This window comes from Streptomyces panacea (assembly GCF_040560175.1).
Lineage (GTDB): Bacteria > Actinomycetota > Actinomycetes > Streptomycetales > Streptomycetaceae > Streptomyces > Streptomyces panacea.
Map to the genome: position 1 here is coordinate 32,834 of NZ_JARJHW010000036.1, position 14,746 is coordinate 47,579.

Consider the following 14,746-nt stretch of genomic DNA (forward strand, 5'->3'; position numbering starts at 1 on the left):
GCTGCGGCTACTGGCCCCACCCTGGGGCGCGTTCAGCGGGGCACGGCCGCCGTGACGGACGTGGTGCGGGTGAGGAGCAGGTCCTCGTAGGTGTGATGACGGCGGGTGGTGGTGCGGTCGTGGAGCAACCGGGCCGCACGGGCGCCCTCGCCTGCGTCGGCCAGCGCGCGGGCGAGGGTGTCCTGGATGATCTCGCGCTCCACCCGCACCCCGCCGACCTGCTCCGCCTTGGCGCCGAGTCCGGTCAGCAGGTCCGCCGCCGTCCGGGGGCGGCCGGCGGTGACCTCCGCGAGCGCCTGAACCACGGGTGCCAGGACGTCGCGGAACGTGGGGCGTTCGTCGGCGGCGGCGCGGTGGGCCAAGGCGTACAGATCGTCGGTCGCGGCTTCCACGGCCAGAGCGAGTGCCAGGTTGAAGGTGTGGAAGATCTCCGCCGTCCCGCCCGGCTCGGTCAGCAGGCGCCGTACCTGGTCCAGATCGCAGCGGCCTGCCGGGGTCTGTCCGGCCAGCAGCAGCCGCCAGTTGGCCGCGGCCCGCATCCCCACATCGCCGCGCGTCAGGGCCGTGTCCGCGCGTCGCCGCGCGTCGGTGAAGTCGCCGGAGGCGATCGACTGGAGTGCGGCATGCCAGTTCAGGTGCCGCGACTGCACCGCCCTCGGGTCCGCCGCGAGCCAGTCGTCCAGGAAGTCGACGCACGCCGGGCCGGTTCCCAGCTCGTGCTCCGCGTGGGCGAGGGCGTGCGCGGCCACGCCCGAGCGCGGGTACAGGGTCAGCGCCCGCTCGGCCAGCCGGTGGGCCTCCCGCGCCCGGCCCTGCTCCGCCCGGGTGGCGGCGAGCCAGCTCATCCAGGGCCAGTTGGCCGGGCCGGCCGACGCCGCTTGTTCCTCTACGAGGGCGTCGCCGTACGCGCGGTAGGCAGGGTCCTCGCAGGCGTGGAAGGCGCCCAGCATGAGTCCGGCCACCTCGTCGGCGGGCCAACGGGCAAAGTGCGCCACGAGATGATCGGCGCTGAGCCGGTAGTGCCGGTGGGTATGGAGGAACACTCCGTGGACGAGGCTCGCCTGCCGCTCCCCCACGGCCCGCGCGTCCCGGTGCGCGACGACCAGTTGCTCCTTCAACTCGGCGTCGCCGAGCCCGTCCCCGGTCGCCAGCATCAGCAGCGCACGCGCCACACCGCTGTCCGGCTCCCCGGCCGCCCACTCCTTCAGCAGCGGCAACGCCCGCCCGCTCAGTGCCAGAAGCTCCGTCACCGCACGTGCCTCGACTCCGGCTGCCGAGGTCTGCCCGCCGCCGCCCCTCACCACCATTCGGCTGATCTCCCGCCGCCCGCCTCGCCCTTCGGACATCGAACCTTCGGACCCTCTGGCCTTCGGACCCTCTGGCCTTCGGGTCAGACGCTGGACCGGAACAGCGCGGTGCAGACGATGCCGCTACTGCCGCAGTGGTTACGCGGCAGACTCAGCGGCAGACCGGCCTGGTTGCCGCCTCCCAGCCCGCTGCCGGCCACCGTGGCACCCTCGGAGCGCGCGCCCGGCTGGTCCTGGATGGCGCAACCGTTGCCGAACACCGCGTTCCCGATCCCGACCACGCTCGCCTGCGCGGCGCCCGCCGGAAGGAGCGCCGCCCCGGCCACCGCACCCACCACCGCGGCCCGTACGCCCGCCTTGGCCACACCCGTCCTGGCCACGCCGCCGCTCATGACCCGCAACTCCACACCCATCGCTGCTCCTTCGTCCCCGGGAACTGATCCCGATGCCTGCCACAACACGTGCCGGACGCATATTCGTTCGGCCGCACCCGATCAACGACCCACCGGCGGCTCCGACACGCTCCGGCACGACGGACGCGGAGTGCGCCCGCGCACTCCGTTCAGCAAGTTGAGCAACTGCCCCCGCCGGGCGTCGACCGGCTGCCTGGCGGGCGTGCGGGCGGGGGCGGGCCCCGTGACGTCGGCGACGGGCCGAGGCTCGGTGCCTCGGCCCGTTCAGGACACGTGCTGTTGCCCCGTTGGCGTTACCGGATTGTCAGCGGTCGCGGACGCCGAGTGCGACGATCTGGGTGACCCCGTCGTCGGCGAAGTTGTCGTCGCTGACCAGGAGCAGCGTCCGTTCGCCGCCTCGCAGTGCCGGACCCCAGGTCATGCCCTCGGTGTTGTCGACCGTGGACAGGCCCAAGTCGTGGAAGTCCGCGACGAGCTTCTTGCGCATCGGCACGACTCGCTGACCGACCAGGGAGTCGATGTTCCGTACCTCGGTCGCGCCACGGGTGGTGGCGTCGTAGACGCGGATCTTGTAGCCCGAGCCCGCCACCCACGAACGTTCGAGTACGAGATAGCGGCTCGGGTCCTCGGGGAAGGCGAGGATCGAGGGCACTCCGGTGTCCGGGGCCCACGGGCTGGACGGGTCGGACTCGGCGAAGATCTTCTCCAAGGGGTAGGCGAACTGCGCGAGCACGTCGCCCGCCCGGCTCTGCTGGGTGACGCGGACCAGGGCACCGCGTTCCAGGGTGGGTTCCGGGCCGTCCTGGAGCAGCGGGCCTTCGACGGCGCTGGTCAGCACGCGGTCCTTGTCCCCGAACGTGATCGCTTCGACCGCCTTGTTGGCCCGTGGGCCCCGATCGCCCCTGGTGATCTCGTAGTTGGGCGGCATCGGGAGTTGGCCGCGGTAGGCGCCGGACCGGTCGGCGAACTGGATCGACGGCTGGATCACCGGGGCACTCGACGACCTCGGCCGGTCGCCCTCCTGCGCCCACCAGTACCGGCAGCTCCTCGGGTCCACCCGTACCTCTTCGGGGTCCACGACCTTGCCGTCGCCGGCGCTCGCCGGCGGGTAGACCGAGCCGTCCGGCTGGAGGAACGGGTGGGTGCCGGTGAAGTCGACGGAGTGCACCCCGGCGCCGTCCACCTTGATCGAGGCGGTGTAGAAGCGGGCGGGCTGAAGGACCGAACGGTCGTCGCTGATCATGACGTATTCGCCCGTGCAGGGATTCCGGTCGATGCCGGACAGCCCGCCGACTGTCGTGCCCTGGAAGGCGAGTTTGCGCGGAACGATCTTCTCGCCCAGCAGCCGGGCCTTCGCCCCGATCGCGGACTTCACGGCGGTGTCGGACCTCGCGGCCTCGTCGGGCCTCGCGGCGGTGTCGGGCCTCGCGGCGGTGTCGTCCGACTGGGCCGCCACCGCGGGGACCATCGTCGTCGCCAGCACCAGGGCCGCGACAGACGCGCGGCGGATCAAGGAGGATTTCATGTAAGCGATCTTGGCCTCGTACATGCACCGAGCGCAGTCACCCATACGCGTGATCAGGTCACGCAGCGGAGTGACGTGCGTCCGCAGGGGGCGGCGTGCGCGGCCCCTCGCGGACGGGCTCAGCGGGGCCTACTGAAAGGCGTTGCGGTACGCCTGCGGGCTCACGCCGGTGATCCGCTTGAAGCGGTCGCGGAATGTGGTGGGCGAGCCGAAGCCGACCTGCCCGGCGATCCGGTCGACCGGGTGTGCCGTGGTTTCGAGCAGGAACTGCGCCTGCCGGACCCGGGCGCGGTGCAGCCACTGGAGCGGTGTGGTCCCGGTCTGCTCGCGGAAGCGGCGCAGCAACGTGCGTGTGCTCATCCCGCTGTGCCGGGCGATCTCCTTCAGGGACATGTCGCGCGCCGCGTTGTCCTCCAGCCATCGCAGCAACGGTTCCAACACCGAGCCCTGTGGGGTCGGCGGTTGCTCGTGGACGATGAACTGCGCCTGGCCGCCCTCGCGTTCGAGCGGCATCACGGACAGGCGGGCGGCGTCGGCGGCGACGGCCGAGCCGTGGTCGCGGCGGATCAGGTGCAGGCACAGGTCCAGCCCGGCGGCGGCGCCGGCCGAGGTGAGGATCTGCCCGTTGTCGACATAGAGCACATCCGGGTCGACCTCGATCGCCGGGTATCGCTCGGCGAGGGCCGCGGCGGCGGCCCAGTGCGTGGTCGCACGCAGGCCGTCGAGCAGCCCGGCCGCGGCGAGCGTGAAGGTTCCACTACAGATCGAGGCGATCCGGGTCCCCGCGGCGGCCGCCGTACGCAGGGTGTCCAGGACGTCGTCCGGGACCGGGGTCAGGACGGAGCGGCCCGGCACGATGATCGTGTCGGCGGCGGCGAGCGCGTCCAGGTTCCACGGCGCGTCGATACGGAACAGCCCGGCGTCCACCGGGGAGTCGGCCGCGCAGACACGGACGCGGTAGCCGGAACGTCCATCCGGGAGACGGACCCGGCCGAACACCTCCAGCGGAGTGGCCAGGTCGAACGGAACGACCTGTTCGAGAGCGAGTACGACCACCGTGTGCATGGCGACAACGTACGTCACCACGGACTGGCTGCCAACGCCTCGCGGATGGCCTGAACTGCCGGAATACCGCCTGGCGATAACTCGGTGAAGGTTGGCATCAATGCCACTGTCCGGGTCGCCGACTGATCACTGACGTCGGTGTGGTCACAGCCGTCAGCCCGGGGATTCCGAATCCCCCCGAGCCACCCACGGCCACCAGCACTTCGCTGCCCGGCCGGCCTCGATGAGGACACCGCCAAGATGACCCAGCTGATGCTGGAGTACGCCCCGGCCCCACCCTTCGACGCCGGCACACCGGTCCGGAGACTCGGGAGGCCGAGCAGACGACAAGTGCCCCCCACTCGCGGCGATCGGCAACTGCCTTGGTGAGCGGCCCCGTTGTCAGAGGTGGTCAGTAATGTCGGAACGACACGGACGACCGCCCGGGCCCCCGGCCGCGCGTGGTGTCCTGGACGAATGTGAGGAACCGCAGTGGACCCCGTACTCGCCGATTTCGCCGCCCGGCCCGCCGTGATGTCGAACGCCATCGTTCGTCAACACCGTTGCGTTGTCGCCCCGTCGTACGTCGTGGTGGCGTGCGGAGGCTTCCTCAAGGTGGACTTCGCGGTGCCGGACGGTGAAGGCTCGCCGATGCCGTGCTGCGTATCTCGGTGCTGGGTGCCGCCGCCCCGATGGACGTCGCGCTGAACGGCGAGCCGGTGGTCAAGGGCTTCCGGCTGCCCGCCGACGAAGTGTCCGGCACCGTACGGGAGTACACGCTGACCGTGCCCGGCGCGGTGCTGCGGCCGGGTGTCAACATCCTGGAGATACGCAACGCCGACGAGGAGGACGACGGCGTACTGCGCCTGGGGACCGTCACGGTGGAATCCGCCGAGCACGACGACCGGGCTCGGCGTCAGTCCGGAGACGGGGCGGGTGATCAGTCTGTGTGGACCTTCGCCACCGAGCATTGTCCTTTGGGAGCCACCACCTGGCAGCCGGCGCCGGATCTGCTGTTCCGTCTCGATCGGAGCGAGAGCAGCCACGACGTGGGCAAGCGGGAGCCCGCCACCCGGCTGGCATGGCGTGAGACCACAGGAGCGGAGTCGTCCATAGCGTTTCGTAGCGACATGTCAGGTTTCCACGGGCACTTCCGAAGCGCGGGCGGCTCCGTGGGTGAGGTGCGCGGCACCCGTACCGGACAGCTGCCCCACCCGGAGGGTGCCGGAAGTGCCGGGGTGCGGCATTTCACCACCGAGGAGTCGCACGACGGCGTGTGGGCTCCGGCAGGGCGCCTGCGGCTGGTGCTCGACAGCGGCGGCGCCCCGGTGGAGCGTGTGACGTGGAGCGACAGACTGGGTGACACCACCTCGCTCTCCCTGCTCACCGCCGCCGCTTCGGGCTCCGGCCCGGCGGCCGACGAGCGGCGTGACATCACCGACCGGGTCTCCCGGGTGCGGGCCAGCGACGAGTTCACGGCATTCGGCGAGGTCGCGGAGAATCAGCTGCGGGACAGCAGCAAGTGGCTCGCCCACGAGTCGGACCCCGAGCTGCACTTCACCTTCGACGGTCCCGTCGCCGTCAGCGGCTACAACCTGACCTCCGCCAACGACGTCCCCGAACGCGATCCGTCCGACTGGGTCCTGGAGGGCTCCTTCGACGGCCGGGACTGGACATCACTGGACGGCCGGCGAAACGAGGTCTTCCCCGGGCGCCACCAGACCAGGGAGTTCGAGGTCACCCACCCGAGGGCCTATCCGCACTACCGTCTGCGGATCACCGCCAACCGTGGTGAGGACGAGACCCAGTTGTCCAGGGTGCGTTTCTTCGACGGCGGTGCCGCGTCACCGGACCCCGGCGCCTGCGACTTCGTCGGCTACCGGCAGAGCGCCGGCGCGGAGCCGGTGGGATACCGGGGAACGAGGATCCCCGCTCCGCTGTCCGGAGCGGAGGAGGACGGCCACGGCAACGGCGAACTGCTCGCCGGGGACTTCGCGAACACCGCTCGAAGCCTCCAGGACGCCGCGCGGCTGCTGACGCAGCTGACCCAGTACCTGCGTAACTGACACCGGCGCGCGCCGACACCGCCACGGACCGCGACCCGGCCGTCCGGCCACCCGATCGCCCGATCGCCCGATCGCCCGCCGGCAGACGGCAGACGGCAGACGAGGGGTCTGCCGGTGATCTCCCACCAGGACGTACGAGCCTTCTGGGGCTTCGCCCCGTGCTCCACCCGGCCGAGACGGGACAGCAGTCCCCCCGGTTGGCCCGTCCGGTCCGGCGCAAGCCCGTCCAGTCGCAGCAGGCAGCCAGGCCGATCGCGAGTGCGGTCGCGCCCAGCGCGGACGGGACGGTGGAGATCACTGCGATGCCGAGCAGGCGGCGGCCAGCGTCACCTGCTCGCGCGGGGTCATGTCGCGGGCGAACAGGATGGGTTCGACCAGCGAAGCCACGCGGCGCCGGTCGCCGCCGACGGTGCCGAAGCTTCGCGATGTCGGCGGAGGTTCACCCATGTACGGCCCACGTACGGCCCGTTGACGCCCGCCGCCTTCCAAGTCGGCGGTCTACGCTCGCGGCATGACCATCACGTACGAATGGCGGGGCGACTTCGAGAACACAGCCGTCAACGTGTTGCACGCGGAGGGCTTCAGTCACCGGACCCTGGACGTCGACTGGCTGACGCGGGTCCACCGCCACAGCCTCGGCTGGGTCTGCGCGCGGCGCGAGGGTGAAGAGGGCGAAAAGGGGGAACTCGTCGGCTTCGTCAACGTCGCGTGGGACGGCGACGTCCACGCGTTCATCCTGGACACCATGGTCAGCGGCGATCTCCGGCGCTCGGGGATCGGAGCCGAACTCGTCGCCACCGCCGCCAGGGAGGCACGCGCGGCAAAGTGCGAATGGCTGCACGTCGACTTCGACGACGGCCTGCGGGCGTTCTACTTCGACGCCTGCGGATTCAAGCCGACGAACGCGGGTCTCATCGCGCTCTGAGCGAGCACGCACGGTCCGCCCCGAAGGAGCCAGAAAGGGGCCGATGGCTCTGGAGCAGCGGCCGGAAGGTGGGAGTTGCCGCGCTCAAGTTCGGTCTGTCGGCCGACGAGCCGGTGAGGGCCGCGTGGGGACTCGCACGTATGGTGCCGCCTCAGCGGCCGGCGTGGCGGATCTTCAAACGGCCGAAGCCCATCGTCCCGGAGATCCGGATCGTCGGGCCGCCGGGGCGGGCGTGCCGTGGGGGCTTGTAGCGCGTGTCCTTCCAACCGGTGTACAGACCGTCGATCTCGACGATCGCGTCGCGAGGCACCGTGATCTTGGCCCTGCCGGTGCCGAGTTGCAGCTCGATGTCGACCACCCGGTGTTCGACGACCGCCCGGGACAGGTCCAGATGCACCCTTCCGAAGGCGGACTCGACCTTGAGGTTCCGGGGTACCCGCCATGCGCCGCGCCGTTTGATCCGGCCGCCCTGGGCGGCGATCGTGGATGTGGTGGCCGCCTTCTCCGCCGGGAGCGAGGCCAGTACCGGGACCAGCTCGTCGTGGGTCTTGGCGGTGAGCGCGGTGTGGAGGTGTCCGTCCATCTCCTCATGGGAGATGTGCCCTTCGGCGTACGCCTCCTGGAGCCGCCGCACGGCCGTGTCGCGGTCGTCTTCGCTGATCGGTCGCTGCGGGTTCTCCGGCAGGGGGGTCACCGCTTCACTCTAGTGGGCGATGGTGCCGGACCGGCCCGAGACTCCGAACACGGCCCCGGCCGCCTCCTGTTGGAACCGCGGCGCCAGTTGCCGCGGTGCTGTGGCTGCGGACCGTTCGGATGGTGGGCCCGGTACGGCGGAGGCGCCGTCCCGGGCCGTGTGTCGGACCGCGTGTTGCGCTGTGTTGGGTCAGGCGGTGTAGCCGCCGTCCACCGCGAGGGATGTGCCGGTGATCCATGCCGTGTCCGGGCCCGCGAGGTAGGCGACCGCGCCGGCGGTGTCCGAGGCCGCGCCCAGCGACTTCGTGGCCGTCCGCAGACGTTCCTCCTCGATCTCCGGTGTCCCGGCGGGATTCATGTCGGTGACCGTGGGCCCCGGGTCCACGATGTTGGCCGTGATCCCCAGCGGCGCCAGATCGTGCGCGAGGCCCTTGGTGAAGCCGTTGAGGGCCGACTTGCTCATCGCGTAGAGCGTCACGCCGGGCACCGGAACACGGTTCGACCAGCAACTGCCGATGCTGATCACCCTGCCGCCCGGCCCCATGTGCCGCACGGCCGCCTGCGTGGCCACGAACACCCCCCGCACATGGACGGCGAGCGTCCGGTCGATCTCCTCAAGCGTCACGTCCTGGAAGGGGCCGTAGGGGAAGACACCCGCGTTGTTGACCAGGATGTCGATGGACCCGAACTCGGAGGCCGTACGCTCGACCGCCGCCACGACAGCCTCGGGATCCCCGCTGTCCGCGCGCACCGCCAGCCCCCTGCGCCCCGCCGCCTCGACCGAGGCGACCACCTCGCGGGCCCGGTCCGCGGCGTTCAGATAGGTGAAGGCGACATCGGCGCCCTCCCGGGCCAGCCGCTCGGCGATCGCCGCCCCGATCCCACGGCTCCCTCCGATCACCAGCGCGGTCCTGCCGACTAGCTGAGACATGCCTGGTCCCCCTGCGAGTTGAATTCCGTAGTGAATGCTGCGTAAATAGCTAACAGGCCCGATACACACCGGTCAACTCCCCTCCCCCGGAGGGGCCGTCGAAGGAGAAGGGGGACAGGGATGGCGGAGCGGGGCAGACCGCGCACCTTCGATCGCACCGCGGCACTGCGGCGCGCGATGGAGGTGTTCTGGGAGTACGGCTACGAAGGCACCAAACTCACCGATCTCACCGACGCCATGGGCATCAACACCACCAGCCTCTACGGCACGTTCGGCTCGAAGGAGCAGCTGTTCCAGGAGGCCGTCGAGCTGTACGGCACCACCACCGGCTCCGCAACCGACCGCGCCCTGCGTGAGGCGCCGACCGCACGGGGCGCCGTCGAGGCCATGCTCCAAGGCAACATCGACGCCTTCGCCGACCCCGACACCCCGAACGGCTGCATGATCGTCCTCGCGGCGACCAATTGCAGTGCGCGCAACAAGGCCGTCGGCGAGTCCTTGGCGCGGCGGCGTCGGGACACCGTCGCAGCACTGGAGGAGCGACTCCGACGAGCGGCCGACGAAGGCGAACTGCCCGCCGGTACGGATGTGGTCGCAGTGGCGGCCTTCTACGCCACCGTCCTCCACGGGCTGTCCGTCGAGGCGCGGGACGGCGCACACCCGACGAAGCTGAAGTCGGCGGTGCGCACGGCGCTGGCGGCGTGGCCGCTCCTGGTCCGACAGCCCGCTAAGACCCTCCGGAAAGAGCGGGGATGAAGCCGCCGATGACCCGGCACGCGAGGTGCGCACCGCGCGGGCCGTCGCCGTACCCCGGAAACCGCCTTGCACGGCGGCCGGGGCCGGAGTCATGATCCCGGGATGGTTGAGAGCCCGTACACGGACGGTCGCGCAGGGATCGACGCGGCGCTGGTGGGACGTCTGATCGCGACCCAATTCCCGCAGTGGAGCGGCCTGTCCGTCACACCGGTCGAGGTGGACGGCTGGGACAACCGGACCTATCGGCTCGGCGACACGATGACCGTGCGTCTTCCCACCGCCGAGGGATACGCCCCCGCGGTCGACAAGGAGAACCGGTGGCTGCCGAAGCTGGCGCCGTCGCTGCCCGTGCCCATCCCCCCGGTCCTGGCCGTGGGGAAGCCCGGGGAGGGATATCCGTTCAACTGGTCGGTCCGGGGCTGGCTGGACGGCACGACCGCGACTCCCGACCGCATCGACGACATGACGCGCTTCGCGACGTCGGTGGGCGAATTCCTCCTCGCCCTCCAGCGCATCGACACCACGGACGGCCCCCGGGCGGGCGCGCACAGCTTCTACCGGGGCGCTCCGCCGGCTCACTACGACGACGAGACGCGCCGGTCCCTGGCCGCGCTCGCCGATCGCGTGGACACCGGCCGCGCCACGGCCGTCTGGGAGGCCGCCCTCTCCACGAGCCGGCATGAGCCGCCTGTGTGGTTCCACGGCGACCTCAGCAGCGGCAACCTCCTCGCGCGGAAAGGGGAGTTGGCCGCCGTCATCGATTTCGGTACGTCGGGTGTCGGTGACCCCGCGTGCGATCTGGTGATCTCGTGGACGATGTTCTCCGGCGACAGCCGTGACGCGTTCCGCCGCACCGTCGGTCAGGACCAGGGCACTTGGGCGAGAGCCCGGGGATGGGCACTGTGGAAGGCCCTGATCTCCCTGGTCGATGCCGTCGGCACCGACCCGGAGGGGGCGGCCACCCAGCACCGTGTCATCGATGAGGTCCTGGCGGACCACGAGCTTTTCGGCTCAGCCGCCACCTCCGCCATGACGCCGCCGGCCCGGCCGCCGGGCCCGCCGCCGCCGTCTCCCTGACGGCGGGGCGGGGGCCCCGGACGGATCGGTTGTCTCGGATATCTCAGGCGGATGGGACGGATCGGGTGGATGGGACGGATCGGATGGCTCAGACGGTGAAGGCTTCGATCAGCGTCCAGATGGCAAGCCCGGCCATGCACGCCGCGCCGATGCGCTGCACCGTCTTGAGGGGGACGCGCTGGGCGATGAAGCGGCCCGCCAGCAGGGCGAGGGCGGAGACCGACATCAGCGCGAGGGCCGAGCCGATCGCGGTGGGCAGCCAGCCGTTGCTGGCGGCCAGGTTGGCGGTGGTGATCTGGGTGAGGTCGCCCCATTCGCTGATGAAGACGGCCATGAAAGCGGTGGTGTAGACCGGCCAGAAGCCGGTGACGGTCTTGCCCGCGCCGTCTTCGTCGTCATCGTCCCCGCTGCGCAGCAGGACGACGGCGCCGAACGCGAACAGGGCTGCGGAGACCAGCTTGACGGCCATCTCCGGGAGCATCCCCAGCAGGCTGCCGGCGCCGACGGCGATGACGACGTGCACGATGAAGGCCGTGGAGGTGCCGAACCACACGTACAGCGGCCTCATCCGGGTGCCCATGGCCAGTGAGGCGAACATGGTCTTGTCGGGGAGCTCCGCGAGGAAGATCAGCCCGAAGGCGGTGAGGATCGCCAGGGGGTCGAAGGTCATTCTCTTGCTCTCTGCCGGGGCCGGGCCGTCAGCTCGTACGGCACCCGGAGGGCGACGGGAAGAACCACTCGACCCGGCACGATGGATGACCCCCACAGAAGTGCGGGCCGGATCATGCCTTGGCCGAAGGTCTCGTCCGCCCCGCAGAGTATGCGGTGGCCCGGTGGCCGGGGCGCCCTAAGGCGTCCAGTGTGTCGACCAGCGGTTCTCGGGACTACTCCCCTTCGCTGCCAGACAGCCTAACAGGCAGGGTCGGCGCCTCGGCCGAGGCCGCCGCCCCTTGGCTGTGCATCGGCACGTACAGCAGCGGGTCCACGTGCGTCGACGCCGGGCAGCAGTACGTCCACGAGGGCTTCAGCCAGTACAGCCGCGAGGTCGCCCCGGCACGTTCTCCTACTACCTGTACGTCCGCCAGGCACCACGTCACACGCTCCACACAGGTGGACACCGCCCCCGCCGGTTCCACACCGGCGGTGGCCGAGGGCGCGGCGCTGCGCCGTCAGACGGTTCGGACGGCGCGGGCCAGGAAGTACGCGCGGGCGTCCTCGTAGCGGTCCAGCCGCCAGCCGCCGGCGTCCAGCATCGGCCGCAGGTTCGGCTCGGCCAAGGGGTCGGCGGGGCTGGGCAGGCGGCCGTGGCGGGCGGCGCGTTCCGTGCGGCCCGAGGGGTGGAAGAGCAGCAGGGTGCCGCCCGGTCGCACGACGCGCGCCCACTCGCGCAGCGCGGCGGACGGTTCGGCGAGATGGTCCAGGAGCCCGGCGGAGAAGATGCCGTCGACCGTCCGCGACGGCAGCGGCAGCCGGAGACAGTCGGCGAGCAGCAGGTGGGCCGGGCCGCCACCGCGTCCCTCGCGCGCCGCCGCGGCGAGCATGGCGGGGGTGACGTCCACACCGAGGACCGTGCCCCTGTCCCCCACTTCCCCACGGAGCGCGGGCAGGACGCGTCCGGTGCCACAGCCCAGGTCCAGCGCGGTCTGTCCCGGCCGCAGTCCCATGCGGGCGACGGCCGACACGTACGCCGGGGTGTCGGCGGCGAAGCGCGCCTCCCAGCGGTCCGCCTTCGGGGTGAAGAACGTACGGCTCGCGGTGTGCTCGGCGCGGTCGGCCACCAGCGCGGCGAACCGCTCCAGTATCCGGTCCCGGTGCGGGGCCAGCGCCGCCAGTGCGGCCGGGGTGTCCTCCCGCAGGCCGGGAACGGTGGCGGCGTCCGCCGGGAACGCGGCCACGAAGACATCCGTGGTCGCCTCGTCCGCCTCCAGATGGAACTGAAGCCCCCACGCGGCGCCGCCCACCCGGAACGCCTGCACCGGATAGCGGTCGCAGGAGGCCAGCAGGACCGCCCCGTCCGGCAGGTCCATGGTGTCGCCGTGCCAGTGCAGCACCCCCAGCCGCTCGGGCGCCCCCGCCAGCAGCGGATCCGTGGCGGCCGGCGGCCCGGTGCGTACCTCGCCCCATCCCACCTGGAGTCCCGAGCCCGTACGAGCGGAGCCTCCCGCCGCCACGGCCAGCAGCTGCGCGCCCAGGCACACCCCCAGCACGGGCACCTCGGCGGCCAACGCCGCACGCAGCAGGGCGAGTTCGGCGCCGCGGGTAGGAAAGCCCTCGTCACTGTGCGCGGCCGTCGGGCCGCCCATCACGACCAACGCCTCGATCCCGACCAGGCTTTCGGGCAGCGGATCGCCCGCCCACACCCGGCAGAGCCGTATCCGCAGCCCGGCCGCGCCGAGCGCGGCGCCGATCGCGTACGGCCCCTCCCCCGGTACGTGCTCCACCACCAGCACCGCCACAGCCCCGCCCCCTGTCCGCAGGTGCGGCCCTCCACATCGACATCAGACAGTACATCCGAGACGGATCCGGCGTATCGGCTCGCACCTGCGGGATTGCGGGGGCGGAGTCATTCCGCCTCGGCCGTCACCCGCCCCGTCCTCACCGCGGTCACCAGGGCCGCGTGGTCGCGCTCGTTCTGGTCGGCGTAGCTCTCCGCGAAGTCGGCCAGCGCGTTGTCGAACGTGGGGCCGCCGCCCAGATACGCGGCGATGGCGATCCGGTCCCCCGAGCGGGCGTGGGCGCGGGCGAGCGTCGCGCCGCACAGTTCGGCGAAGACCCGCATCCCGTTGGGAATCATGTCCTGAGGTGTCAGGATGCCTTTCCAGTCGTGCAACTGCCTTACGTAGAAGTCCCGTTGATGCCCGCCCAGCCCGCGCACCCGGTCCCAGCCGAGGAAGACGTCGCCCACCGCCTGCATGAGCCGCTGCCCGGCGACGACGCGCTGCCCCTGGTTGCTGTACTCGCTGGCGCCCGCGTGTTCGGCCAGTACCGAGTGGTCCGCCTCCTTGGCCTGGAGGATCAGCGGATCCGTCTCGTCCTTGCCCAGCAGGAGCAGGATCCAGCAGCGCGTGCCCACGCTGCCCACGCCGACGACCTTGCGGGCGATGTCCACCACGCGGTACTGCCGGAGCAGCTGCCTCCGCTCGGTGGACAGGCTCCTGCCGTACCGGTCGACCAGCTTGTGGAGCTCGCGTGCGAACGTGTCGTGCTGCCCGCCCCGCAGCAGGTCGTCGAGCGGCACGACCAGCGGCGGGTCGGCCTCGAAGCGGCGCTCCCCGTCGCGCGTGCGGGTCAGCTTCTCGAACGCCTGGAGGCTGTCGCGGCTGCGCGCCTTCGTCATCGACCTCGACAGCCGCTCCCGGCCCCTCCCGCCGAGCCGCCGGTCGGCCAGCGGCTGGATCTCCTCCATGTCGGCGCGGGTGTACCAGACGTCGAGATTGCCCATTCCGGCGAAGACGCGCATGCGCTCGCGGTAGGACCGTACGGCCGCCCGTACGATCATGGACCGCTCCTTCGCGGAGTAGCCGTTCTCCCGTCCGGCGATCACCAGGCTGGCGGCCAGCCGTTTGACGTCCCACTCCCACGGGCCCGGCAGCGTCTCGTCGAAGTCGTTGATGTCGAAGACCAGCCGGCGCTCGGGCGAGCCGAGGAGCCGGAAGTTCATCAGATGCGCGTCGCCGCAGAGCTGGGCCCTGATGCCGGAAACCGGGGTGGCCGCCAGATCACCCGCCATGATCGCGGCGGCGCCCCGGTAGAAACGGAAAGGCGATTCCGTCATACGCCCGTACCGGATGGGCACCAGCTCCGGGACCCGGCTCTGGGACTGCGCGTCGACCACCGACACCGGGTCGGGCCGGTCGCGGCCCGCCTCGAACCCGGCGTGACTCGACCTCGGCGCGATCTTGCGCGCCGCCTTCCCTCGCTCGGCCCGCTCGGCGGGGGACGCGTGGACCGCCCGAGGCCGCCGTACACCCACGCCGGTGTGACTGCTGGAGTTCCTGCCGCTCCTGGT

The 14,746-nt window shown here is 71.4% G+C and carries 15 protein-coding genes; 4 read left to right on the forward strand and 11 right to left on the reverse strand.

Going from position 1 to position 14,746, the window contains the following annotated elements; all coding sequences use genetic code 11:
- Nucleotides 1-32: 32 nt before the first annotated feature.
- The 4 genes from P3L51_RS11910 to P3L51_RS11925 all read right to left on the reverse strand — a co-directional run bounded on the left by P3L51_RS11910 (nucleotide 33) and on the right by P3L51_RS11925 (nucleotide 4,310).
- Nucleotides 33-1,250 carry a tetratricopeptide repeat protein gene (locus tag P3L51_RS11910; RefSeq protein WP_354605105.1) on the reverse strand — a complete coding sequence of 406 codons (1,218 nt, stop codon included), beginning with the start codon at nucleotides 1,248-1,250 and terminating at the stop codon, nucleotides 33-35.
- Between the two features lie 140 nt (nucleotides 1,251-1,390).
- Entirely contained in the window at nucleotides 1,391-1,720 is a 330-nt protein-coding gene (locus P3L51_RS11915; RefSeq protein ID WP_354605106.1) for a chaplin family protein, read from the reverse strand.
- Nucleotides 1,721-2,024: 304 nt separating this feature from the next.
- The gene (locus tag P3L51_RS11920) at nucleotides 2,025-3,245 is read right to left on the reverse strand and encodes an esterase-like activity of phytase family protein (protein ID WP_354605107.1); all 1,221 of its coding nucleotides are present in this window, start codon (nucleotides 3,243-3,245) and stop codon (nucleotides 2,025-2,027) included.
- 129 nt (nucleotides 3,246-3,374) lie between these two features.
- Nucleotides 3,375-4,310, reverse strand: a complete 936-nt coding sequence (locus tag P3L51_RS11925) for a GlxA family transcriptional regulator (RefSeq protein WP_354605108.1) — start codon at nucleotides 4,308-4,310, stop codon at nucleotides 3,375-3,377.
- 635 nt (nucleotides 4,311-4,945) lie between these two features.
- On the opposite strand from P3L51_RS11925, the gene P3L51_RS11930 reads away from it, so the two are divergent.
- Entirely contained in the window at nucleotides 4,946-6,355 is a 1,410-nt protein-coding gene (locus tag P3L51_RS11930) for an alpha-1,2-mannosidase (RefSeq protein WP_354605109.1), read from the forward strand.
- Between the two features lie 294 nt (nucleotides 6,356-6,649).
- On the opposite strand, the gene P3L51_RS11935 is transcribed toward P3L51_RS11930, so the two are convergent.
- Complete coding sequence (locus tag P3L51_RS11935; RefSeq protein ID WP_354605110.1) at nucleotides 6,650-6,802, reverse strand: hypothetical protein; 153 nt, start codon at nucleotides 6,800-6,802, stop codon at nucleotides 6,650-6,652.
- Between the two features lie 64 nt (nucleotides 6,803-6,866).
- Here P3L51_RS11935 and P3L51_RS11940 point away from each other — a divergent pair, with 64 nt between their 5' ends.
- On the forward strand, nucleotides 6,867-7,280 hold the full coding sequence (locus P3L51_RS11940; protein WP_354605111.1) for a GNAT family N-acetyltransferase: 414 nt from the start codon (nucleotides 6,867-6,869) through the stop codon (nucleotides 7,278-7,280).
- 151 nt (nucleotides 7,281-7,431) lie between these two features.
- On the opposite strand, the gene P3L51_RS11945 is transcribed toward P3L51_RS11940, so the two are convergent.
- Complete coding sequence (locus P3L51_RS11945; RefSeq protein WP_354605112.1) at nucleotides 7,432-7,974, reverse strand: DUF1707 SHOCT-like domain-containing protein; 543 nt, start codon at nucleotides 7,972-7,974, stop codon at nucleotides 7,432-7,434.
- A gap of 189 nt (nucleotides 7,975-8,163) precedes the next feature.
- On the reverse strand, nucleotides 8,164-8,904 hold the full coding sequence (locus tag P3L51_RS11950; protein WP_354605113.1) for an SDR family NAD(P)-dependent oxidoreductase: 741 nt from the start codon (nucleotides 8,902-8,904) through the stop codon (nucleotides 8,164-8,166).
- 120 nt (nucleotides 8,905-9,024) lie between these two features.
- On the opposite strand from P3L51_RS11950, the gene P3L51_RS11955 reads away from it, so the two are divergent.
- Both P3L51_RS11955 and P3L51_RS11960 read left to right on the forward strand, forming a co-directional pair.
- A complete protein-coding gene (locus P3L51_RS11955) occupies nucleotides 9,025-9,660 on the forward strand; it encodes a TetR/AcrR family transcriptional regulator (RefSeq protein WP_354605114.1) in 636 nt (211 codons plus the stop codon).
- A gap of 102 nt (nucleotides 9,661-9,762) precedes the next feature.
- Nucleotides 9,763-10,737, forward strand: a complete 975-nt coding sequence (locus tag P3L51_RS11960; protein ID WP_354605115.1) for an aminoglycoside phosphotransferase family protein — start codon at nucleotides 9,763-9,765, stop codon at nucleotides 10,735-10,737.
- Nucleotides 10,738-10,825: 88 nt separating this feature from the next.
- On the opposite strand, the gene P3L51_RS11965 is transcribed toward P3L51_RS11960, so the two are convergent.
- From P3L51_RS11965 to P3L51_RS11980, 4 genes are all read right to left on the reverse strand, one after another.
- Nucleotides 10,826-11,407, reverse strand: a complete 582-nt coding sequence (locus tag P3L51_RS11965; protein ID WP_354605116.1) for a TMEM165/GDT1 family protein — start codon at nucleotides 11,405-11,407, stop codon at nucleotides 10,826-10,828.
- 214 nt (nucleotides 11,408-11,621) lie between these two features.
- The gene (locus tag P3L51_RS11970; RefSeq protein WP_354605117.1) at nucleotides 11,622-11,843 is read right to left on the reverse strand and encodes a hypothetical protein; all 222 of its coding nucleotides are present in this window, start codon (nucleotides 11,841-11,843) and stop codon (nucleotides 11,622-11,624) included.
- 63 nt (nucleotides 11,844-11,906) lie between these two features.
- Complete coding sequence (locus P3L51_RS11975; RefSeq protein WP_354605118.1) at nucleotides 11,907-13,193, reverse strand: methyltransferase domain-containing protein; 1,287 nt, start codon at nucleotides 13,191-13,193, stop codon at nucleotides 11,907-11,909.
- Between the two features lie 107 nt (nucleotides 13,194-13,300).
- Nucleotides 13,301-14,710, reverse strand: coding sequence for a DUF2252 domain-containing protein (locus tag P3L51_RS11980; RefSeq protein ID WP_354605122.1), 1,410 nt, complete (start codon nucleotides 14,708-14,710; stop codon nucleotides 13,301-13,303).
- Between the last annotated feature and the right edge of the window lie 36 nt (nucleotides 14,711-14,746).